General features: G+C 51.8%; 19 protein-coding genes. 8 read left to right on the plus strand and 11 right to left on the minus strand.

Annotation, left to right across the window (positions count from 1 at the left end; translation table 11 throughout):
• Positions 1-93: 93 nt before the first annotated feature.
• The 7 genes from M4D81_RS12480 to M4D81_RS12510 form a co-directional block, all read right to left on the minus strand.
• Positions 94-954, minus strand: coding sequence for a carbohydrate ABC transporter permease (locus tag M4D81_RS12480; RefSeq protein ID WP_260066586.1), 861 nt, complete (start codon positions 952-954; stop codon positions 94-96).
• Complete coding sequence (locus tag M4D81_RS12485; RefSeq protein ID WP_397376682.1) at positions 944-1,900, minus strand: carbohydrate ABC transporter permease; 957 nt, start codon at positions 1,898-1,900, stop codon at positions 944-946. Before M4D81_RS12485 ends, M4D81_RS12480 begins: the two co-directional genes overlap by 11 nt.
• Positions 1,900-3,237, minus strand: coding sequence for an ABC transporter substrate-binding protein (locus M4D81_RS12490; RefSeq protein WP_260066590.1), 1,338 nt, complete (start codon positions 3,235-3,237; stop codon positions 1,900-1,902). Before M4D81_RS12490 ends, M4D81_RS12485 begins: the two co-directional genes overlap by 1 nt.
• 236 nt (positions 3,238-3,473) lie before the next feature.
• On the minus strand, positions 3,474-4,028 hold the full coding sequence (locus M4D81_RS12495; RefSeq protein ID WP_071222277.1) for a glycerol-3-phosphate responsive antiterminator: 555 nt from the start codon (positions 4,026-4,028) through the stop codon (positions 3,474-3,476).
• Between the two features lie 706 nt (positions 4,029-4,734).
• Positions 4,735-7,047, minus strand: coding sequence for a serine hydrolase (locus M4D81_RS12500; protein WP_260066592.1), 2,313 nt, complete (start codon positions 7,045-7,047; stop codon positions 4,735-4,737).
• A gap of 233 nt (positions 7,048-7,280) precedes the next feature.
• Positions 7,281-7,751: a DinB family protein gene (locus tag M4D81_RS12505; protein WP_260066600.1), complete on the minus strand. Its 471-nt coding sequence runs from the start codon at positions 7,749-7,751 to the stop codon at positions 7,281-7,283.
• 293 nt (positions 7,752-8,044) lie between these two features.
• Positions 8,045-8,788, minus strand: a complete 744-nt coding sequence (locus tag M4D81_RS12510; protein WP_071222280.1) for a helix-turn-helix domain-containing protein — start codon at positions 8,786-8,788, stop codon at positions 8,045-8,047.
• A 111-nt stretch (positions 8,789-8,899) separates the two neighbouring features.
• On the opposite strand from M4D81_RS12510, the gene M4D81_RS12515 reads away from it, so the two are divergent.
• From M4D81_RS12515 to M4D81_RS12530, 4 genes are all read left to right on the plus strand, one after another.
• Complete coding sequence (locus tag M4D81_RS12515) at positions 8,900-11,188, plus strand: glycoside hydrolase family 65 protein (RefSeq protein WP_260066609.1); 2,289 nt, start codon at positions 8,900-8,902, stop codon at positions 11,186-11,188.
• Positions 11,189-11,390: 202 nt separating this feature from the next.
• On the plus strand, positions 11,391-12,065 hold the full coding sequence (gene pgmB, locus M4D81_RS12520; RefSeq protein WP_260066611.1) for a beta-phosphoglucomutase: 675 nt from the start codon (positions 11,391-11,393) through the stop codon (positions 12,063-12,065).
• 180 nt (positions 12,066-12,245) lie between these two features.
• On the plus strand, positions 12,246-13,208 hold the full coding sequence (locus M4D81_RS12525) for a phosphotransferase enzyme family protein (RefSeq protein ID WP_260066617.1): 963 nt from the start codon (positions 12,246-12,248) through the stop codon (positions 13,206-13,208).
• A gap of 24 nt (positions 13,209-13,232) precedes the next feature.
• Positions 13,233-13,742, plus strand: a complete 510-nt coding sequence (locus tag M4D81_RS12530) for a hypothetical protein (protein ID WP_260066619.1) — start codon at positions 13,233-13,235, stop codon at positions 13,740-13,742.
• Positions 13,743-13,850: 108 nt separating this feature from the next.
• On the opposite strand, the gene M4D81_RS12535 is transcribed toward M4D81_RS12530, so the two are convergent.
• Complete coding sequence (locus M4D81_RS12535; protein ID WP_260066620.1) at positions 13,851-14,942, minus strand: GIY-YIG nuclease family protein; 1,092 nt, start codon at positions 14,940-14,942, stop codon at positions 13,851-13,853.
• A gap of 277 nt (positions 14,943-15,219) precedes the next feature.
• Positions 15,220-16,164, minus strand: coding sequence for a helix-turn-helix transcriptional regulator (locus M4D81_RS12540; protein ID WP_260066621.1), 945 nt, complete (start codon positions 16,162-16,164; stop codon positions 15,220-15,222).
• A gap of 289 nt (positions 16,165-16,453) precedes the next feature.
• Here M4D81_RS12540 and M4D81_RS12545 point away from each other — a divergent pair, with 289 nt between their 5' ends.
• Complete coding sequence (locus M4D81_RS12545; RefSeq protein ID WP_260066623.1) at positions 16,454-17,644, plus strand: epoxide hydrolase family protein; 1,191 nt, start codon at positions 16,454-16,456, stop codon at positions 17,642-17,644.
• Positions 17,645-17,787: 143 nt separating this feature from the next.
• Here the strand turns inward: M4D81_RS12545 and M4D81_RS12550 are convergent, their stop codons facing one another.
• Complete coding sequence (locus M4D81_RS12550; protein ID WP_260066624.1) at positions 17,788-18,081, minus strand: hypothetical protein; 294 nt, start codon at positions 18,079-18,081, stop codon at positions 17,788-17,790.
• Between the two features lie 48 nt (positions 18,082-18,129).
• Positions 18,130-19,008 (minus strand): AraC family transcriptional regulator, encoded by an 879-nt coding sequence (locus M4D81_RS12555; RefSeq protein ID WP_260066626.1) that lies wholly within the window; start codon positions 19,006-19,008, stop codon positions 18,130-18,132.
• 125 nt (positions 19,009-19,133) lie between these two features.
• On the opposite strand from M4D81_RS12555, the gene M4D81_RS12560 reads away from it, so the two are divergent.
• The 3 genes from M4D81_RS12560 (at position 19,134) to M4D81_RS12570 (ending at position 23,927) form a co-directional block, all read left to right on the plus strand.
• The gene (locus M4D81_RS12560) at positions 19,134-20,423 is read left to right on the plus strand and encodes a Gfo/Idh/MocA family oxidoreductase (RefSeq protein WP_260066628.1); all 1,290 of its coding nucleotides are present in this window, start codon (positions 19,134-19,136) and stop codon (positions 20,421-20,423) included.
• A 113-nt stretch (positions 20,424-20,536) separates the two neighbouring features.
• Positions 20,537-22,354, plus strand: a complete 1,818-nt coding sequence (locus M4D81_RS12565; RefSeq protein WP_260066630.1) for a cache domain-containing sensor histidine kinase — start codon at positions 20,537-20,539, stop codon at positions 22,352-22,354.
• The gene (locus M4D81_RS12570) at positions 22,329-23,927 is read left to right on the plus strand and encodes a response regulator (RefSeq protein WP_260066632.1); all 1,599 of its coding nucleotides are present in this window, start codon (positions 22,329-22,331) and stop codon (positions 23,925-23,927) included. The genes M4D81_RS12565 and M4D81_RS12570 overlap by 26 nt, the downstream gene beginning before the upstream one ends.
• Positions 23,928-23,960: the final 33 nt, after the last annotated feature.

Consider the following 23,960-nt stretch of genomic DNA (forward strand, 5'->3'; position numbering starts at 1 on the left):
AACCTTCGGGAGAATGCAGAGAGACGGCATAGCGGTGTATCCATGCCCACCGTTTCCATGCCGTCTTGAATACCGCATCATTCGGTTATGATGTTATTTAAACGTCGAATTCGCCATCGCGGCCACAATATGCTTCTGCATGACCGTAAAGACCAGCACGATCGGGATAATCGCCATGACGCTGGACGCCATAATGACATTGAAGAACATCGCTTCATTTCCGGCGATAGAATCCCGCAGCATCGCAATACCGACCGTAAGCACGCGCATGTCGTTGTTGTTGGTCATGATCAGCGGCCAGAAATATGAATTCCAGGACGAAATGAAGATCAGCACGCCCATGGTGACGATCGTTGGCATCGCCATCGGAAACAACAGCTTGTACAGAATGGAGAAGCGACCGGCTCCATCCACGCGTGCCGCTTCCAGCACGTCATTGTTAATCGATTTGAACGCCTGCCTGAGCAGGAATATCGCATAAGCGGACGCACCGTGAGGTACGATGAGCGCCCAGAAGGTGTTCAGCCAATCGAGCTTGGACATCATGACGTACACGGGAACGAAAATCACCTGCTCCGGAACGATCAACGCGGCAAGCACCAACAGAAACAGCGCGTCCCGTCCCCAGAACTTCCCCTTCGCGAATGCATAAGCAGCCATGAGCGCCACGTTCAGCTGCAGAATAATGGTGCCGACCGCCATGAGCAGGGTATTGCCGAAGAACCGGGCGTAAGGGATAACTCGGAAGGCTTCGGCAAAGTTCTCCCAGGCAAAGGTTTCCGGCCAGAATGTAGGAACGGCCATCCGCATCTCGGACTGCGTCTTGAGCGCGCTGATCAGCAGCCAGTACACCGGAAAGAACATGACGAGGGTCACGATCACGGCTCCGATCACGCGGAGCGTCATCATGGCTTTCCGGTTCTTGGCGGATCCAGCCATATAATTATCCTTCATAGTGCACCTTCTTCCTGCTGACCACCCATTGGACCAATGTTAACAGCAATATGATTCCAAACAGAATCATGACAAGCGCCGAGGCTCTTCCTGTTTTGAATTCATCAAAGGCCATCGTATAAATCCAGTACACAATCGCATTCGTTGCCTTGAGCGGACCGCCGCCCGTCATGACGTCGATCGACTGGAACACCTGCATGGAGGAGATAAAGCTGGTGATGACCAAAAACAGGGTCATAGGCGACAAGAGCGGCAGCGTAATGTTGCGGAACTGCCGCAGCTTGCTGGCTCCATCAATCGAAGCTGCCTCATAATACTCGGCCGGAATCCCGCGCATGCCTGCAATAAAGAGGATCATCGCAAAGCCGACGCCCTTCCAGACCGAAACGGCAACCAGCGCCGGCAATGCCGTCGAAGGATTGGTCAGCCATTCGACCGGCTCCATGCCGAACCAGGAAACAATGGAATTCAATAGCCCGTATTGTCCATTGTAAATCCATGTAAATACCATGGCCGCGACAACCATCGAGATGTAATAGGGCATAAAAATGACGCCGCGCATGAATCCGAACAACCGTGACGACGACACGTTGAGCAGCAACGCCAGCAGCAGTCCGATGACAAGCGTAAATACAACGTCCATCACGGTATACAAGAACGTGACCTTCAAGGAGTGATAGAAATCCGAGTTCGACAGCAAGCGCGTATAGTTATCAACACCTACGAACTTCTTTACCGGCCGTGTCATGTTCCAGTTCGTAAAGCTAATGTACACGGAATAGCCCAGGGGATAATACAAAAACACGCCCATGAATAACAACGCCGGAACCGCGAACGAAAAGTCCTTCCACTTCTCGATCAACGTATGAGACATCCGTTTAGAGACCGAAGCGGTCGCCCGATTGGACGCCGCCTTTGTCACTTGTTTATTGGTCTCCATAGGCATCACTCATAGTCAGCCAGAATATCGTTGATCTTCTTGGCTGCATCCTGCATAAGTGGTGTCGGATCTTTTTTGTTCAGCACCATTTCCCCTACGACTTCTTTGTAAACTTCGCTGAATTCAGGGTAAGCCGGGTGCTGCAGGCGCGGCGTTACTTCGTCGAAATGCTCGTATACCGCTCTGTATTGCGGCCATCTTTCGAAATATTGATTGCCTTCCTCAGACTCGATTGCGGATTTTCTTGTCGGCAGGTATCCAACGGATTCGGCCCACTTAATGTTTTGCTCCGCCGAAGTCATGAACTCGATAAATTTCCAAGCCGCTTCTTTCTCCAGATCCTCGGCACCGTCCATCATGACGATCCCCGCGCCGCCAATGTTGGAGGTCCGCACTTTATCGCCAGGGATAAAGGATACGCCAACCTCAAAGTCCGCATTCTCGCGGTACATCTTGAGCAAAGCCGATGAATGCTGAACCATGGCGATCTCGCCGCCCAGGAACATTTGGCGCATATTATCGGAAGCACCCTTCCCGAAGCCCATATGCATGTGGCCTTCATTTTGCCATTTGTAGAAGTTCTGAAGATAACGAAGCGACTCTTCATTCTCAACGGCCGAAGCACTCAGGTCCTCGGTCAGGATTTGTCCGCCGCCGTTAATGTTCCACGGATCGTAATACCACGTATCCCAGCCTGGAACGGAGAAGGCATAACGCGTCGTTTTGTCGCCTTCTTTTTTCGTTACCTTCGCATTAAAGTCATCGATCTCATCCCACTTCTGCGGCGGCTCTACACCCAGCTCGTCCAGCATCGTTTTGTTGTATACAAACACACTGGTACTAACGATCAGAGGAAATCCATATTGCTTGCCATTAAATGCATATGCATTCAGCATCCCTTTGGCGAAATCGTCCATCTTCACTTCATCGCGCTTGATCCATGGGCCCAAATCAGAGAACACACCGCTGTCCGCAAAGTTAGGCAAGGACGCGACCTCAACATTCGTTACAGCCGGCACGTCATTCGCAGCCACTGCAGCCGATAGTTTTTTGTGAAGATCAGGATAGCCGCCCTGGAACACCGGCTCTACCGTAATATGCGGGTACTTCTTCTGGAATTCTGCGATCATGTAGTTCAAGCCTTCCAGTTGAGCATCCGCGTGGGCATGCCAGTACTGGATTTTGACAGGCGTTGTATCATTCTTCATATCCATCGAAGCGGCTTCCACATCGTCGAGCGAAACCTCTGCTCCGGCGCTTTCACTTCCACCGCCGCCTCCGCAAGCCGTGGTAATAACCATAAATATGGTCAGTAACATTAACAACCATGATTTCTTTTTCATAGATGATCAATTGTCCCCTTTCGAATCTACTCATCATTCATCTTCATCACTGCTGTCTATCCACTTCAACCCGTCTACCCCTTAAAAAGCGCACAAAAATAGAGACGTCAAAAAGAGCGCAACCTAAGAGCCACCACCTCCTATAAAAGCTAAAGTAGCTGCTACTCGGGTTATCTCATCGTCTCCACCCCTAGCAAATATGTAATTATAGTTAATCCATCACCGTACAGGGAACCTTACGTCCAAAAACGCGTATCTCCTGTAGATACGAGGTCTGCACCGTTTGCCAGCGCCTCATCGATATCTTCCTCGCTTCGTAAAAAACCTCCCACAATAAGCGGACAGTGAATTTCCTTCTTCAGGTCGCGGATTACGCGGGGCATGAGTCCCGGCATTAATTCCACCTCATCCGGACGGGCTTGTCCGATCATTTTCACTGCGGTTCTTAAAGCTGTCGTATCAATGGCAAACACTCGCTGTATCGAGCTAATGCCCGCTTGGCGCGAAGCCAATACCGTATTCGTCTTCGTCGTAATGATCCCATCGATCTTGTACGAATCGGCCAAATACTGCACAGCCGAATTATCCCGGCCAATGCCGCTTACCATCTCCAGATGAACAAACACTTTTTTGCCTGAGGAGTGAAGTCGATTCACGATATCCCTGAGTTTCAAGATATCGCCTGTCATCAGGTTCACCCGTTCCACCGTGCTGTTCACAGCCGCATCGATCTGTTCCAGCTTGGTAATCGAAGCGATTACGGGAAGACGCCCTGTCCTTTGTTCTGCCATGAGTGCGTGTCCCCCTTTTACCGAACACTCTTATGGTAAGGCGATAGGATCATGAGAGTATTAACGATATGTAAAATCTGTGTTAACGGCACTCATCAAGGCTTCGATACATCATGTATGCGCTTACCATTCAGTTAACAGATTCTGCTATGTCCCCTGGTTTGGTGGATTCCCCCCTAGACTTAGGATCATTCGGTTCAGCGAAGATCAGGATAGCGCTTTCAGAATAGCTTGCAAAGCTATTTAATATCTATCATAGAGGAATGATTTAGCCGTAGTCTATAGCGAAATTTGTATTATTTTGTCGAATTTAAAAGAATATCAATTCAATGTAACAAATATCATGGCAAAACCCCCGATTCTATGATTGCGCAACAGCTCAAAGAGCCTGCGCTCACCATCTTGCAGATTTCATGTTAAATTACTGCCCTTACTTGTTCTCAAGCTGCAATCGTCCATCCTTTTGGCACAACTGCACAGCTGGGGTCATTGGAAAACGGAATATGCTGCAGGCCGTCTTGAAAAAGCTAGGCCTGCAGCTTGCAGTGTGATTAAACCTCATACGGTATTCAGTTACTTCAGATAAAACCTCCGCCGACCTCTCTCGAAGCGTGTAATGACGGAAATCGGTATGAGAAAAGAAGTCAAAGACTCGTCGAAAAACGCGCTGTGCTCGGCGCCTCGAATGCTTATAAAACCAAGGGCCTTATTTGCTGAGGAGATGCACAATCATCTTAAGGGTTTCTGCCCTTGATGCCGTTCTGTCCGGACGGAAGGTATCGTCGCTATAACCGTTCACGAAGCCTAATTGGACCGCCTTCAGAATCGGCTCTCTGGACCAGTCCCGTATCTCGTTCGCATCCTTAAAAGAAAGTACATCCTCGTATCCAGCCAGCGGGCCATGCACATACTCGTAAGCACGGATTATCATCGCAGCCAGTTCCGCACGGCTAATGGGACCTTGTGGATCAAAGATGCCGTCATTCCGTCCGCTGACGATGCCGGAAGAATAAGCCGCTGCCACATCGGCGGAATACCACCTATCCCCGCGAACGTCCCTGAATTGAGGAGAGACCAGGGCGGGCTCCAGTTGAAGGGATCGAACAAGTGTGGAGGTCACCTCTGCACGACTGATTGGGCGCTCGGGCGCGATGGTCGTATCCGAGGTTCCCTTCACCAAGGAAGCCGTCGCCGCCCCCTCAATATAAGGCCCTGCCCAGTGATCCTCCGGCACATCCGTGAACGTCATCTCGTATTCCAGCGCTTCATAAACAGCCTTCGCAATCTCTTGCACCACAGGATTTCCGATAGCCTGAGCTTCATCAAAACTGCTGGTCGTCGTGACCTCGGTCAGTACCGAAATCGCGATTTCCCTGCCGGGCAGTAGAAAATATCCGGCATCATGAGTCACATTGGCATTCTCCCCGGTTTTATGGGCAATCGGCGCATCGGGCAGGGCCGCACCGAACTTGGTGTCCACCTCCTGGGCTTTCATCCAGTCGATGATCTGATCACGAGAGTTATCCGACAAGAATTCGCCTGAATGAATGTTGGCAAGCAGATGGACCAAATCCTCCGCATTAATATAGTTGTCCTGCTCCGGCGTAGGGGCAGCTGCGAACATTTTGCGCCCCAGATGCATGACATCAAGGCCGAGTTCATCCATCAGAGCCTGGACCTTATTCAATCCAACCACGTCAATCAGTACGTTCGTAGCCGTATTATCCGACTGGGTGATCATCAGCCTTGCCAATCGTTCGATGGTTACATCCTGCGGAAATGTTTCCTTTTGCAAGGAGCCTGTTCCGCCAACTACATCTTCCTGCTCAACTTTCACCTTCTGTTCCAAGGTTAACCTGCCGGCATCCACTTCCTTCATCAAAGCCGATACAAGCGCCATCTTGATGGTGCTCGCAGGCATATAGGATTGGCGAGATCCCAGGAGCAGCTCCCGGTCGTCAGGCTTACCGCTTAGATCCTTCAAGCCTACGGATACCCTAATTCCCTTTTCTTCGGCTTCTTGAATGATGGGATTTACGACTAACGACAAGGCCGGCCATGCGTCCGCCGATACGGATTCAGCCGGCGTATCCAGCAAGAAGTTATACACCGCCTTGGCCGCGCGCTGCACAACCGGGTTGCCCAGTTCCTGGGCTTTGCCCGCATCCTCCGGCTTGGTGACTTTGGTTAATACCGTGACGGCAACCTCGCGTCCGGGTACGAGAAAATATCCGATGTCATGGCTCACATCGCCCAGTTCCCCCGTTTTGTGGGCAATCGGCTTGCCGGGCAGCGCTGCGCCGAATTTGGTCTTCACTTCCTGCGCCTTCATCCAGGCCAGGATCTGATCCCGCGATTGGGCGGATACGATCTCACCAGCATAGATTCTCTCCAGGAGCGTCAGCAACTCCTCCCCGTTGACATAATTATCAGCAGCAGGGGATTTTGCGGGCGTCATCATTTTCCGGCCCAGCTGCATGGTTTCAAATCCCTGTTCATCTATTAAAGTATTAATACGCTCGAACCCAAGGAGATCAATCAGGGCATTGGTTGCCGTATTATCGGATTGCGTAATCATCAGCCCCGCTAAACGCTCGATCGTGATCTCCTGAGGGAACTTTCCATCCTTGAGCGAACCGGCTCCGCCTACAACCTGCTCCGGTTTAACCTGGACGGTTTGCTCCAGCGCGTATTTCCCTGCTTCAATATCCTGCATCAGTGCTGTTACGATGGCCATTTTGATGGTGCTGGCCGCATAGTAAACATTCGATGATCCCGCCTGAATCTTCCCTCCGCCATATGTACCGCTAAGATCCTGGACTCCGACGTACAGCTCGATTCCGTCTTCCGCTGCGGCTTTCACAATGGGCTGGAGAACGGATTCCAACCGGCTCAGGTTGCCGCTTTGTCCCCCGGCTGCCCAAGCTCGGGGGACTTGCCCCAAGGAGACAAACCAAGTCGTCGTTATTAGGATAATGGCAAGCGTGCTTTTGAAAAAAACTCCGGTTAATCTGGACATGCCGAATCACTCCTCATCGACTTAAATGTTAACTATATTAACACAAAAAAACATTATATTGAGGATTATTATATATTAATGTAAATAATATTAACACTACTTAAATATATTTAATGAAATTATATTAATAATTTCGATTTTGAGTCAGATATAATAACATATAAATCTATAAACAAACAAAACCCGAATTCCGGAAAACAGAATTCGGGTCGGGAAAGATAGAGCGCTTATGGCTATTCGAATAACGGAACCTTCGGATCCTTCCCGTTACAGTGAACCAGCATCGCATGCAGTTGTCCTCGATGGTGATACAGATGGGCGACGATTTCAAGCAGCCATTCATACCTTGAATAGGTGACGCCCCAGTAGGAAGTCGTCTCTTGATGGAGCTCTTCTTCCGTCATGTCTCTGAATGCCTGCTCCAAATGTGAATAGCTGCTTAACAATTCGGCCTGTATATCCTTCAGGTTAATTAACGACACGCCCTCATAATAAGCGTCCATCTCCTCTTGCGTGGCCCCGCCCGATATGTAAAAATCAGCCCGGCAGATCACTGCAATATGCTTGAGCAGCTCTCCAACGGAATGCTTGTCTTCTGTCGGTTGAACGAGCAAATCCGATTCATCCAGCCTGTCGATAATCGCAACAACAGAGATGACAGCCACCTCGATTTGATGCAATGCATATGTACAATAGGAATTCATAGGTTCTCTCCAATCTGGTATGTATAAAACACGAATAGGTTCAAACTCGCTTCATCATTATAGAACATACGTTCCTGATATTTCAACAAAAAACAACCTGATCTTAAAAGCTAAGAGACAGGTTGTTACGCCATACATCGTATGACCGATCAGCCAACGAGATGAAATCCGGTTGCATTCTCAAGAACTGACGCCGCAACCGGTTTTTTCTCCAGACTTAAGTGCAGCATTGTCTGATTGAATTTCTTCATGGGTGTTGTCGCTCTATTCTCGTTGCTAGATATAATCGTCCTTTATCGCGCCGTCCCGCTGATCCGGAATTTTCTCGGCGTCATCCCCGTAAAATTCTTGAATAATTGCGTATAATAACTCTGGCTGCAGAACTTGAACGTAAACGCGATTTCCGATATCGACTGATTCGTGTTGGCCAGCAAATGCTTGGACTCCTCAATCTTCCGCCGATTAATAAAGGTTGTAATGGGTACACCCGTCTCCCGCTTAAAACGGTCGGATAAGTAGCTCGGGTGGACTTTCAAATACTCCGCAACCCTCTGCAGGGACAGCTCCTCGAAAATATGCTCCCGGATGTAATAGATCGCCAGGTTCACAATGTGAGAGTACGACACGTCTTCCTTCTCGGAGCGAATCATCGACACAAACTGCACCAGCATCTCATATTCAAAATGAACCAGCCGCTCCACATCGGTCATTTTCTCAATCTCAAGGATCATGGTATCACTTAAATGAAAGGCAATCTCAGGGTCTACGCCGCCTTTGATGATCGCCCGGGTAAATAAGGTACAGGACGCAATCAGGGCATTCTTCTTCGACCGAAGCGGATACGTCGCCAGCACAGCCGCTTCCAGCTCGTTAATCTTACGAAGCATATCCATGGCTCTATTCTCATCGCCGAAGCGGATCGCTTCCAGCAGTTCGTGCTCATAATCAAACGGGGGATGGATAAAATTCTCGCGCAAATAATGCATACGGGAGGACAGATAAAACGGACGGTTTCCCGAGCGTGAAGGCCCTTTCATTATTTCCACACCACCTAAAAATATTGATAAAAACCTTGATATTTTAGTATAACATAACCCCGATTGGCTCTAAAATTCAAGCATAACCTTGCTAGGAAGGAAGTGTAGAACATGACCTGGAATATATCAAATCCTGATTTGTCGCAGCAAGCCCTGCTGAATATGGAAAGTATTTTTGCACTTGGAAACGGTTACTTGGGTGTGCGCGGCAATTTCGAAGAAGGCTACGGAGAGAGCATGCCCACCATCCGCGGTACCTATCTGAACGCTTTCCACGACGTGATTGAAATCCCTTACGGCGAGAAGCTCTTCGCCTTTCCTGATACACAGCAAAAACTCGTTAACAATATTGATGCCCAAACGGTCCTGATCTATCTAGGCGACGAAAAAGAACCTTTCCGCCTCGATCATGGAACGATCACTGCCCAGGAACGCCGCTTGCATATGGACAAGGGGTATTCGGAGCGAATCGTACAGTGGAAATCGCCCGAAGGCAAAGAGATCAAGCTGACCTTCCGCCGTCTGGTGTCCTTCGCGCACCGGGAGCTGTTCGCCATCAACGTACGGATTGAGCCGGTCAATTTCAACGGCCAGGTTCGCATACTTTCCACCGTGAACGGCAAGGTGAAGAACTACACCAATGCCAACGATCCCCGGGTAGGCGCAGGGCATGCGGAACGGATGACCGTCATCGATGCAGGCGTGAAGGGCAGCGATGCCTATGTCGTTGATGAGACGATGTCGTCCAAGCTGCGTGCCGCTTGCGTGACCCGTCACCGCTTGAATGACGATGCGGACATTAGGCTCGAAGCCGGAACCGGAGAGGTTACCTTCACGGCTGTCCTTCCATTGACCGGACCGATCCAATTTACGAAATACAATCTGTATACCGACAGTCTTCGTCACGGGCAAGACATGATCGAGCGCGGCATTCAGCTGCAGGAGGAGTTGAAGGATACTACGTTCGAGGACTTGCTTGCCGAGCAGACCGAGTATCTGAACACCTACTGGAAATCGGCCGATGTGGTGATTCAGAACGATGACCAACTGCAAGAAGGTATCCGTTTCAATCTATTCCAGCTGCTGCAATCCGCCGGTCGGGACAAGCACAGCAACATTTCCGCCAAAGGACTGAGCGGCGAAGGGTATGAAGGCCATTATTTCTGGGACACGGAGATTTACATGTTCCCTGTATTTCTAATGACGCAGCCGGACATTGCGCGCCAGCTGCTGCTGTATCGCTATTCCACGCTGGAGCAGGCGAGAGACAGAGCCCGGGAAATGGGGCACCGGCAAGGCGCCCTGTTCCCGTGGCGCACGATCTCGGGAACGGAATGCTCCTCCTTCTTCCCTTCGGGAACGGCGCAATACCATATCAGCGCGGATATCGCCTACAGCTATATTCAGTATTATCTCGCCGAGCAGGACCGGGATTTTCTCTTGTCCTACGGGGCCGAGGTGCTGATCGAAACCGCCCGCCTTTGGGCCGACATCGGGCACTATTATAACGGGGCCTTCCATATTGATGAGGTTACGGGGCCGGATGAATATACCTGCTGCGTGAATAACAACTATTACACCAACGTCATGGCAAAGCATAACCTGAAGTGGGCTGCCAAGAGCTGCTCCATTCTGGAATCTTACGATCCTCAAGGCTTCAAAGCTCTCTGTGACCGCCTCCGGGTAACCGAAGAGGAAATATCAGTTTGGGCAAAAGCCGCAGATGCCATGCTGCTGCCGTACGACGAGGCACTCGGCATTAACCCGCAGGACGATACGTTCCTCCGCAAAGCGGTATGGGATTTCGACAACACGCCAGAGGACAAATATCCGCTGCTGCTGAACTACCATCCGCTCACCATTTACCGTTACCAAGTGTGCAAACAGGCGGATACGGTGCTCGCCCACTTCCTGCTGGAAGACGAGCAAAGCTTGGAAACGATTCAGCGTTCGTACGACTACTATGAAGGCATCACGACGCATGATTCGTCGCTGTCCTCCTGCATCTTCAGCATCATGGCCTCGAAGATCGGGAATATGGACAAGGCGTATGAGTATTTCATCGAGACGGCACGCCTCGACCTGGACAATACGCACGGCAACACGAAGGACGGCCTGCACATGGCCAACATGGGCGGCACTTGGATGTCCATCGTCTACGGCTTTGCCGGCATGCGCCTGAAGGAAAGCGGACTCTCCCTCTCCCCGGCCATTCCGAAGGACTGGGAGAAGTATGCGTTCCGCCTGAACTTCCGCGGCCGCCTCATCGGCGTATCCATCGAGAATGACGGCGTCACCTTGGAGATCGTCGAAGGCGAATCCATCGAGATCAAGCTGTACAACGAGGTCGTAACGCTTGAAGCCGGGAAACCTGTGAAACATGCGCTGCAGAGCAAATAACGATGTTTAGGCATTAGGTGCTTGCCCTCCCTACGCGCAGGGCAACGCCGCCCGGTTTACGAGGAATACGATCGATCGACACATTTCCCGACAAGTTTTCTACGAAAACAGACTGCGATAAACCGTCATTTTTCTTGCGATATCCGGAAGGTCCCTGTTTCGGGTTTATACTTTCCGATATCTCAAAAAGGAGCTATAAGATATGAACGAAACACGCAAGCTGAAGGCTGTCATCTTTGACTTGGACGGTGTCATTACCGATACCGCGGAGTATCATTATCAGGCATGGAAAGCCACCGCAACCGAGCTGGGCATTCCCTTCACGAGAGAATTCAACGAGAATCTCAAAGGGGTATCCCGCATGGATTCCCTGAAGCTCCTGTTAAGCCAGGCGGAGACGCCTGTAAACTATTCCGATGAAGAGCTGGTACAGCTGGCCGACCGCAAAAACAAGCTGTACGTCGAGCTGATCGAAACGATCACACCAGCTGACCTGCTGCCCGGCATTACGGAGTTTGTGGGAGACATCCGGTCGACCGGCCTGAAGACCGGCATCGCGTCCTCCAGCAAGAACGCCATTGCCGTTTTGACCCGGCTTGGCGTCATGGATCAATTCGACGTGATTGTCGACGTAACCAAGCTGAAGAACAACAAGCCGGACCCGGAGATCTTCCTCACCGCTGCTGCAGAGCTTGGCGTAGAGCCTGCCGATTGCATCGGCGTGGAGGATGCCGCATCCGGTGTTGACGCCATCAAGGGCGCCGGCATGTTCGCCGTCGCTATCGGCAACGCCGCGCATTTCCCGCATGCGGATGTCGTGCTGCCCAACACGGCGGAGCTAAATTTCCGTGAGCTGGCGCAGAAATTCGAAGGTTGATAAAGAAATTGTAAGGGCGCTCCTAAGGGATTGCCCTTTTTCGTATGTCCTCCCATTTTTTGCAACCACCCGAGATCTTCGATAGACTGTAGTTGGTAGTGAGTACAGTAACTGAGTGCAGTAACTTTCCGGTATGTAAGCATGAGCATCATATCGAGAATACGATAAAGGGGACTTTTCATGGAACAGGCTGTCTTGGATCAAGGGGCCGAACGATTCGGCCGAGGTTCTTATTCGCTGAAGTTGCTTGGGGGATTCGATCAGAATGTATTTGAATACAACGGCGAAGACGGACGCCGCTTCATTATTAAATTTTTGGACGCGTCCAAATACCGCAAAGCCTCGATCATTCGCGAGCTGACGTGGATGGCCTATCTAGCCGAGCAGGGTCTGAACATGGCGGTGTCCATTCGATCTGCACAAGATCTTCTTATTGAAGAGGTAATCCACGATTCCAAGCGATACCATGTCATTGCCTTTACGAAGGCTCCCGGCGGCCCGTTAACGGATGTAACATCGGATTTTGCGATAATCAAGCAGTGGGGACGCGGGATGGGCCGTATGCATAAGCTCGGCAAAAAAGACACCACCGCTTCGTCACTCGTGCACCGTATGGCGTTTCCCCAATGGAATGATCATGTGATTTTTACCGATGCGTTCCCGGAGGCTGCAGGTGAAAGAGTCCATACGCAGTGGAAGCAGTATCTTAAGGAATTGGAGTCCCTCCCGCAGGATGAGGAAGGCTACGGCATCGTCCACAATGACCTCCACCATCACAACTTTCACGTACATAACGGGGAGATTATCTTTTTTGATTTTGGGGATGTCTCGTACCATTGGTTCGCCTACGATATCGCCATCGCTATCTATCATGCGGTTCAGACGGTTCCGGAAAACCGGAAAGCCGAGTTTGCGGCCCGATTCTTCGATTCGTTTTTATCCGGCTACCTTCAAGAGAATACGCTGAGTGAAGATTGGATCGAGCGAATTCCATTTTTCATCGACTTCCGCAATATCTACTCCTTTGTCTATTTCTCCAAATTCGTAAATTGGAATGGGATGGATGAACGCTCCAGGAAGTATCTGTTGGCGATGAAAGCGGATATTGAGGAAGGCAAATCCGTTGTAAAGCTGTCTATTTAATAAGAGAAGGAAGATTGCTCTGCCATGAAACCAAGATCCAAACCTCTCCGCAGACTCTTATATATGGGCCTGGGGTTGCTCCTTTCATCCATCCTTCTATACCTGCTGTTCCTTCGCCCCACGCCCATCAAGGTGGGTGGATTTACATCCTTTACGGATGAAAATACCATGATCTTTGAAGTGATCAATAAAGGATTCGCCGATGTGGAGCTGCTGGACGTGCGGGTGAATAATGGCATAAAGCCTGCCAAGGCCGAGCTGGGCGTCAGTTATTCCCTTCATCTGGTCGGCGGCGGAGGCCTTGATGAAGATCCCGATATCGAATTCGTCGATATTGGGGAGGTGCCGTTAAAGCCCGAGCTCTTGCCGGACGGGAAGAGAGCCGCGCTCAATCAAGGTTCGCGCATTCCGCTTAATTACGGCGTCCGTCTTTATAACGATGAGCCCATCACCCAAATTGAAGTGAAATATAGGTATTGGGGGATCACTTTTACGAGAGAGATGCCGATGGGGCGATATTTCAATAAGCCTTAATACTCAAAAATATGTTTGCTTTTGGAAGTAAATAAGTAAACCAAAGCCTCTATCCGTGTCGGATAGAGGCTAATATGATAACGACTCCTCAAATTAAGATGACACAACTCAATTATTCAAAAAATCCCGCAGTGCAGCCTCCATATCAGGCTCCCCATCCTCTTCGAGCCATGAATCCTGAAGAACAAGATAACGGCAGGCGCTGCTCTGCAAATAGCTGTAGATGATTTGTGCAGCGTCGATATCTTCCCGGGTAACCTCGGCAGCATCGCATTCCGTATCCCTCGTGAAATAGCTGAGCATCAAGGCTTTGACCCTCCGCCTCAACGATTCAATTTCCACTGTTGCAGCCACAGAGCATCGCTCGCTGTGCAGCACAACGTTCCTCTTAATCAGGAATAACTTGATCGTATCTTCGTCTAGATACTCGTAGACAATGATGCTGTGATTCTCTTCGGCGAACTCGATCACATCCCGTTTACTTAAGAGCAGGTTCACCGCCTCCATGCCGTCCCTGTATTTTGCAGCCTGTTCAAAATCGAAACGCGCTGCGGCGCCCCGCATGTTTCGCTCCATCTCATCATATAAACGTCGGTCGTCCCCTTGAAGCAGAGCAATGAATCGATCCATGATTTCATCAAATTGCCGCGCGGTTTCGCCGCCAAGACACTTGCCAAGACAGAGGTCGATCGAATAATTCAAGCAGGGAGTATTTATCGAAGAAGCGGCAGGTGTATGACTGCAGGCGATTTTGCAGCATTCCTTAATCTTTTGCACTGCATGTTCAAGACTATGTCTGCTGGCTGTATAGGGGCCGAAAAAACGAGACCGGTCCTGACCGCCTTCATCCAGCGTATCTGTAATTTCCAGCCATCGCCCATCTCGCTTTTGCCGCAATACGATATAACTATAACCTAACGGATTTTTCATCTTGCGGTTATACATCGGCTTTAAGTCCTGAATAAGCCTGCATTCCAGCATAAACGCCTCAAACTCCGTGTCGGTGACGATATGCTCCAGGTCTTTGACATGCTGAACCAGCCTCTTCACTTTGGGGGAGTGCGATTTATTGTTGTAAAAATACGATTGTACTCTCTTCTTGAGACTTTTGGATTTGCCAACATAAATGACCGTTCCCCGCGAATCTCTCATGAGATATACGCCCGGCGACAGCGGCAACTCTTGTATTTTTGTTTTCATTTTGGCTGTCGATCCTCTCAACCAATCTATTAAACATGGCGTTTTTCGTTCACTTCCAAGATACCATATGCACACCAAAAAGCACCACAGTCACGGGCTGATCCAACTCGATGAACGTGGTGCCTCTATTAGGGACTAGGGCTACAGCCTCTATTACCCCCTTCTCGCATAGGGTTGTTTAGTTGTCATACTCCCGCACCCGACCGGCGGCCCCAAAATAACAGACTCTCGAATAGGCGCGACGGCACGCGCTGCGAAGATAGGATAAATGACCAACTCAGATGCCTCCGTACGTCTTCACCACCTGCTCCGCATACTTCTTCACACGTTCGGCCACAAAGGACGGCTCCACGATGTACAAATCCGGTCCATAGCCGAGCAGCATGCCGTACAGCCAATGATTGTCCGGATAGGTGACCCGAACCAGCAGCGTTCCGTCCTCTTGGATCTGCACATGCTGAAGTCCGAACGCCTCCTCCACCTGCACCCGAACCCGTGGCCGGAAGCGCAGCACAAGATCCACGCCGGGGCCTGTTTCCTGGTTGCCCCATCTGGCGTCCAATTGGGCTAATGTGACACCCCGATCCATGAATGTCTCAATGTGAATACGCAGCTCACTCATGCGAGAGATGCGGAAGGTCCGGTAATCTTCCCGAAGCCTGCAGTATGCATACAGATACCAGGCATAGCCTTTCCAGGCCAGACCAATCGGCTCCACGATGCGGTGCTCGGCATCGCCCGCCGTATTCGTATACAGAAACGTGGTGACCGTCCGGTTTCTGGCTGCTTGGCGGAGCGTGGTGAGGATAGACTTGTCCGATATTCCCCCGCCATGCCACAGATTGGTATCGAAGAGCAGCGTATCTCCGGTCTCCTCCATCTGATACTGGTCGGCCCGTTTAACCAGCGCCTTGATTTTGGTCAGCAGCGTTTCCATCTCCTGATCATCCAGGGAAGATTGCACACCCTTGAGCGCTACCAATATAGACTGCAAATCCTCAAATGTGACAAGCTGTCTCTCAATACGGAACTGCTCCATAATCTCATAGCCGCCGTCCGCTCCGGTATAGGACACGATGGGAATGCCGGCACCGTTAATGGTCTCCATATCGCGATATATGGTACGCAGCGAAACCTCGAATTTCTCAGCCAGCATGGTGGCACTCACCCTCCGCTGACTAAGCAGCATCATGGTGATCGCAAGCAAGCGCTCAATCTTCATCCGGATTTGACCTCCATTCATGTGATTTGGCAGAGCATCTATTGCTCTCCGTTAAACGCAGTCCTTATTGTAAAAGCAGTGATGGCCATATGTTCCCTAAGGCGTTATCAATTGCAATGCGGGTCACGTCAATCCCTTCCAGCGAAAGTCTAATTTAACAATACGTCGGCATAAGATGGAAGTCGATCTATTTCTTTTAAGGCACTCCGGAAACCTTGACATAATGCTGTCAGGAACACCCCCATATAATAAAAACATAAGCCAACACAATAAGAGGAGGAAATAAATCATGACAAATCAAACGACATCCGGCCGCAATTTGAACACGGAGGCGGAGATCCGCCCGTTCCGCATCGACATCCCGCAGGCAGAGCTCGACAACCTGAACACCCGGCTGGATCTGACCCGCTGGCCGGACCAGCTTCCGGGCTCCGGCTGGAATTACGGCGCTCCGCTTGAATTCGTCAAACCTGTGGCAGACTACTGGAGAACCTCTTATGACTGGCGCAAAGCGGAAGAAGAGCTGAACGCTCACCCGCAGTATTCCACCATCATCGACGGTGCCCATATCCACTTCTTCCATATCCCTTCTGCCGAACCGGAGGCCATGCCGCTCCTGCTGATTCACGGCTGGCCGGGATCTCCCGTAGAGTTTCTGGATCTGATTGGACCGCTGACAGACCCAACCTCCTACGGCGGAGATGCTCGGGATGCATTCCATCTGGTGATCCCGTCCATCCCCGGCTTTGGTCTCTCCGGTCCGACAACCGAGGCAGGCTGGACTTCCGGCCGCACGGCTAAAGCCTTTGGCGAGTTGATGAGCCGCCTTGGTTATGAACGTTATGGCGTTCAGGGCGGCGATATGGGGGCTATTATTGCACCGGAACTAGGGCGTATTGCTGCGACACAGGTGTCAGGGGTACATGTAAATGCGGCTACGATGGGTTTTGTTCCGTTTGGTCCGGTTGATGATTCAGTTGCTGCATCATTTACGGAAGCGGAAAAGATCCGGCTTGCACGCCTCGGGCAATTTATGAGCGAACGCTTCGGGTTTAATTCCATTCAGTCCTCCCGCCCTCAGACTCTGGCATACGGTCTGACCGATTCGCCGGTTGGGCTGCTTGCATGGACATCCGAATTGTTCTATGGCTTCGGGGACTATCCGGAAGCAGTGGACCGTGATCGGTTCCTAACCAATCTGATGCTGTACTGGCTGACGGGAACGGCTAATTCCTCGGCCCGCATGTATTACGAGAATTCGCATGACCCTGCGGCATGGGCGCCCAAAGATCCGTCCCCAGTACCTGTTGGCGTCGCTGTATTCCAACAGTCCGATGTCGCGATCAAACATATCGGAGAGCAGAACAACAACATTGTGCGCTGGAACGAGTACGACAGGGGAACCCATTTCCCGGGAATCGATGCGCCGGATTTGTTGATTTCAGATGTGAGACAATTTTTCCGGAGCCTGCGACCATAACCTATGATGCATAACATTCTGTGCCAGTCTTCGCCTGATACCGTAAGGAGCTATAGATAAAGAGAACATCCTCCAATGATACGTAAAACAGCCTGAACAGAACCGAGCTCCTCTCGCTCCCGTTCAGGCTGTTCGATATTCCATCATCTTTTCATATCAACCAACTGCACAAGATCCGAGGTTACGGTATACGTATAGGTTGACCGCATCTGCGGCCCTTCCCCATGTTCCGGTTCGCAATCTTGCGCGATTATAACCGTGAAGCCATTTTCGTTCTCCATAGTTTCGACAACATGGTTAATCGTTTCCAAGCTCGCCCCGCACGTTGGTACTCTGTCCATAACCTTATCAAGCGTAGCATCGCTGTCCATACGCTGTTCTGAGGCACACCCTGATATTAGAACGACAACCATGAGTATCACGCACATCATACGCATAGCATCAACTCCCTCTATGTCATAGACGTAAATTCCCTCCATTATGTTCTATAGGTCAAATCGCCCTCGCTCCTTATACTGCTTCCTGTATGTCCTCGGCGACAACTGAACCGTCCGCTTGAACATCTTCCCGAAATGGGAGAAGTTGCTGAAGCCCGCTCGCCAAGCGATATCCGTGATGGAATCATCGCTCTCCCGCAGGAGACGCTGCGCTTCCTTAACCCGAAGCAGGTTCAGATAATCGCTAAAGGTAAACCCCGTCGTCTGCTTGAACAGCCGGCTGAGATAGTGCGGGCTGATTCGGAACGCCTCCGCTACCTCGGGCAGCGTTAAAGCCTTCTGATAATTATCGTTAAGATACCGGACCACCGCCTGGGTCTTCGGATGAAGAACCGGCTCCGTATCGGCTGAACGAACCGCACCCAAATGCTGGCTGCGGTAGGCGAAGAGCAGCAATTCGACCGTTCGGTGCCGCAGCAGCCAGCTGCTTCCCGCCTGGAGATGGATCATCTCATTCACCATTTCACCGACCATTCGCTCCACCGTTTCACTCGCTGGCGAAGGCAGCCTTAGAATCGGAACATCCCAGCCGAACGGCTCCTTCAGCCCTTCGGCCAGCTCAGGCGGTACGGCCAGATCCGCGAACAATTCCGGGCTTATATAGAGGACAAGGCGATCATGATCGGGCCTCCCGCTGTCCAGTGTCTTATGAACGGCATCCCGGTCCACGAAGACAAGATCACCGGCCCGAACCCTGTAGGAGCGATCCTTGATGAAGTAGATTCGCTCGCCCGATAACAGGTAGTACAGCTCATAATGATCGTGGAGATGATCGACCGTCATTGAGAAATAGCCAATGCGGCGGTCATACTCCATGTTCAAATATCCGGTGGGATCGTGGTAATCTGCTCGAAACGGCTTGGTCATGCGGCTGCCCCCTTTCCTAGGATTATAGCAAAATATGCGGCATTTGAAAGCGATTACGCATGAAATGCGGCGAAAGCAGTGCTCCCTTGTTATAGGCTAGAGCTATATTCAAGGAGGCGATAGAGATGAGTGACAAGAAACGTTATGTATTGGTCGGTACCGGCGGCCGCGCCGAATTCTTTTATGGCGCACTGGCGCAGAATTTCCGCGACAAATCCGAGCTTGCTGCCTTTTGCGATATCAACCAAACCCGCATGAATTACGCGAATCAGCTGCTGCGGGAAAAATACAAATACACCGAGGTGCCTACCTACCCCGCAGACCAATTCGACCGGATGATCGAGAACGAGAAGCCCGACTTCGTCATCGTGACCAGCATCGACCGGACCCATCACAAATACATTATTCGCGCGATGGAGCTTGGATGTGACGTCGTAACCGAGAAGCCGATGACCATCGATGAGGAGAAATGCCAGGCTATCCTGGATGCCGCTAAGCGGACCGGGCAAAACATCAGGGTCACCTTTAACTACCGTTACGCCCCCCACCATACCAAGGTCCGGGAATTGATCATGAATGACACCATCGGCCAGGTGACCTCGGTTCACTTCGAATGGCTGCTGAATACCCGCCACGGCGCAGACTACTTCCGGCGCTGGCACCGGGACAAGCGGAACAGCGGCGGATTGCTCGTCCATAAATCCACCCATCACTTCGACCTGGTCAACTTCTGGATCGGTTCCCATCCTGAAACCGTTTTCGCATTTGGAGATCTCATGTATTATGGTAGAGAGAATGCCGAAGCGCGGGGCGTTACGCAATTCTACAATCGCGCAACCGGGAACCCCATTGCCAAAGAGGACCCGTTCGCGCTCCATCTGGATTCGGATGCGCATCTCAAAGCCATGTACCTGGATGCCGAGCCGGAGGATGGCTACCAGCGGGATCAAAGCGTATTCGGGGACGGCATCAACATTGAGGATACAATGGGCGTCCTCGTGCGGTATCAGAACAAGGCCATTTTAACGTATTCGCTGGTCGCCTATCAGCCGTGGGAAGGCTATCGCATCGCCATCAACGGCACCAAAGGCCGGATCGAGATGAACATCGTTGAACAATCCTACGTCAATTCACTGGGCGACAAAAGCCAAGAAGGCGCGTTAATCGGGAAAACGCTGCGGGTGCTTCCGATGTTCGATGCCCCGTACGAGGTTCACGTCGAGGAGCAAAAAGGCGGACATGGCGGAGGCGACCCTGTGCTGCTGAATGATCTGTTCGGGGAACCGGTGGAAGATCCGTATGCCCGTGCGGCCAACCATATCGATGGGGCGAGATCCATACTGACAGGAATTGCAGCCAACCGCGCCATCGCCACCGGCATGCCTGTACGAATCGACAATCTGGTTCGTTTCTAAGCCGTACACGGCTGCTTCAAGCAATTTTCCCTTCAAAGGCTGCGTATTTGCGCAGCCTTTTTTCACATGTCGCAGACCGCCTAGAAATCCGCTTTTCGTAAAGGAGGAAATGGATGTTCTTCTCATTAAAGAGCCGTTTGATCGCCTTTATCGTCGCACTCTTCGTCCTCTCTTTCGGCACGCTCTCCTTCCTGCTGTTTACGGAATCGCGCACCGTGATCCGCTCCTACATCGAATCCTCTGCCCTTGAGAAGATGGAGGAATACGGCTCCTACGTCGATATGGTCCAGATGCAGATTTATGATGTCGCTTCCCTCGTGTTCAACAGCGACACGGCCAAGAACTGGGATAACGCCATCAGTGACCCGCTGCTGCCCGAAGGGGAGAAAATGCTGGCCAATCTTGCCATGAGCCGATTTCTGACCCAGGCGACTAACAGCTACACCAGTATCTCCGATGTGTCCATCTACCGGCGCAGCGGACTTCGGATCGGCGGCGAGAACCAAGTCGAAAGCGACCCGGCCTTTTTGCGGGAATCGTGGTACACGAACTTCTTCGCGTCCGGAGACCGCTGGCTGCCAGCGCATACGGACCAGCATGAACGTGTCCGGGATCACGGCAATCCCGTCGTCAGCCTGCTGATGCCCATCGGGACCTTCCATCATGCCACGGCGCAGAACGTGATGAAGGTTAACGTCAGCGAGTCTTATTTTCTGGAGCCGCTCACCCGGATCCATCTGGCCAAGAACAGCACGATTTTTCTGTTGAACGAGCAAGGAAGCCCGATTCTATCCCAGCAGGCGCATGAACTTGGCACCGAAGCCCTATCGGAGATCGATCGCATTCGAAACGGCCCGCTGAAATCGGGCGTTGTCTATCTGACCAACGATGAAGGGCAGCGGGACATTCTGGTTTACAAGAAGCTGGGGCGCACCGGCTGGATGCTGGCTGGACTAGCGCCGGAAAAGGAGCTGTACTCCTCTCTTCACAAGCTTCAGAGCACGATTCTGGTGGTTACGGTCGTTCTGATCCTGGCCTCCCTGTTTGCCGCCGCATGGCTCTCCTATGGCGTCACCAAGCCTTTAACGCGTCTGGTGCTGGCGATGAGGCAGGTGCAGCGCGGAGCATTCGACCAGGCCGAGTCCGTGCTGCCTCCCGACAAAAACGTAAAGAGCGAGGTCAGTTACGTCATCTCCACCTTCCGCTATATGGTCAGCCGCCTGCGGCAGCATATCCAGAACGAATTCGAGCTGAAGCTGCTCCGCCAGCAAGCCGAATATAAAGCGCTGCTCATGCAGATCAATCCCCACTTCATGTTTAACACCCTGGAGCTGGTGAGCAGTCTTGCCATGCAGCGCCGAACGGACGACACCGTGCAGGTGATCGAGGACCTGGGCAAAATGATGCGCTTCTCCATGAATACCAGTGACGACCGGGTCCTCTTAGCCGAAGAACTGGCTTATGTCCGCCACTATATCTCCATTCTGCAAACCCGCTTCGGGCATAAACTCGACATCTCCATCCACGAGGAAGGCCGGCTGGATTCACTGGTGATGATCAAGTTCATTCTGCAGCCGCTGATCGAGAATGCGGTCAAGTACAGCTTTCAGCATCAAACCACGGCACAGGTGGACATCCGGATCAGCAGGCAGGGCAATCGCCTGCACCTCCACGTCGCGGATAACGGTCCAGGCATGCCCTCCGAGATCATCCGCAAACTCCAGGATCCCGCGGCGGCCTCTCAATTAGAGCCGATCCTCCGAAGCGAGAGCTGGCACATTGGACTCGGCAACGTGATTGCACGCTGCCGCTTGCATTACGGCGACTTATTTGCCGTTCATATTCGGAACGGGAGCGAAGTCGGCACATGCATCGAACTGATTCTACCGGTACAGGAGGAATATCATGTACAACGTATTGATCGCAGATGACGAGATCGAGGTTCGTGAAGGACTAAAGCTGAAAGTCGACTGGGAAAGTATGGGCTTTGCCATTTCGGGGGAGGCCGGGAACGGCCTGGAAGCTGAAGAGCTCTTGAAATCCCATTCGTATGACCTGCTCATTACCGACATGAACATGCCCGTCATGGACGGCGTCCAGCTGCTCGATGTTTGCCGGAGCCACAATCCGACCATCCAGATCATCATCATTACAGGATACGAGGATTTTCAATACGCCAGAGCGGGCGTCCGCAGCCAGGCCATGGACTACTTGCTGAAGCCCGTAGCCCGGGGCGACCTGAAATCCGCCTTAAGCAAAATCAAACAGGAATTGGATAAGAACCGCAAGGTACGGGATGATGCGGCAATGATGCAGTGGCGGCTATCCCAGTATTACAAAGAAATGAAGGAGCGCTTCCTGCTGGATCTCGTGCGCGGCAATCGTCTGCCCCCCGCCTCCCTGCCGGAACGGATTCGACTGTTCCACCTGGAGGACTGGCAGGACGGGTGCGTTTGCTTCATCACCGCGGGCATGAGGGAATCCGGCATGCAGAAAGCACCCGAAGGCCGCGCGCCCGAATATCTCCGCCTTCCGTTTCAAATGGTCTGCCATGAAATCGCCGAGTCTTATCCGGGCGGCGTTCAAGTGTTTCATGATACAGCTCATCCCGGCATCATGCATTTCATTGCGCTTGACGGCATTCAGCATGAATTCGCGGATAAACTCGCCGCGCAGGCATCATCGTATTTAACCGTGGAGGTGCAGGTGGGACTCGGGCTGCCCGTATCGGGACTTGAGCGATGGAAAGAGGGTTATATCCACTCCCTCCTGGCCTGGAATCTGGCAGGACGCCAGAACGGACCGGATCAGGCACCCGTAACCGACCAAAGTCCGCTGCTGCCGGAGGAAACAAGCCGCGCGCTTCATCGCTGCCTGATCCGGGGCGAATTGGAATCCTTCCGCAGCATCATCCGGAGGGAACTGGGCGAGGCATTCCGGCTATCGCCTTCCCGCTTGGTACGGAGCCTTTTTCAAATTACGCTGATTATGGAATCGGCCGCCGTCGACAACATACGGCATTCACAGGGAGGGGGGCCTCTATGGATTTCACCCGAATGGGTTTTATGGCTGGAGACCCCGGAGCAGGCGGAACGCCTGCTGATGCAGTGGGCGCAGGATTTTGTGGACCACCACCTGGAATCCGGAGACAAAGACGCTACCCTGATTGAATCCGCCAAGCGGTATATCAAGGAAAATTACATGCAGGAATTATCGCTGACCTCGCTGGCCGAGCAGTATAACTACCACCCTACCTACTTCTCGGAGATGTTCAAGGAAGGGGCTGGAGTCTCGTTCATCCAGTACGTTACGGAAGTTCGGATGAAACACGCCGTACGCCTGCTGCAGGAGACCCGATTGACGGTATGGGACATAGCCGAGCTGACGGGCTTCTCTTCTCCCGGCTATTTCAGCTCCAAATTCAAAAAAATGTTCAATCAGAGCCCTTCCGAGTTCCGACTGTCGCAATCCGAAAAAATCGAACGCGATGATCCGAAGAAATGAGATTCCGCCCTTTCTCCTCCCCCGGTATGATGA

The sequence above is a fragment of the Paenibacillus sp. p3-SID867 genome (genome assembly GCF_025142895.1).
GTDB lineage: Bacteria > Bacillota > Bacilli > Paenibacillales > Paenibacillaceae > Paenibacillus_AQ.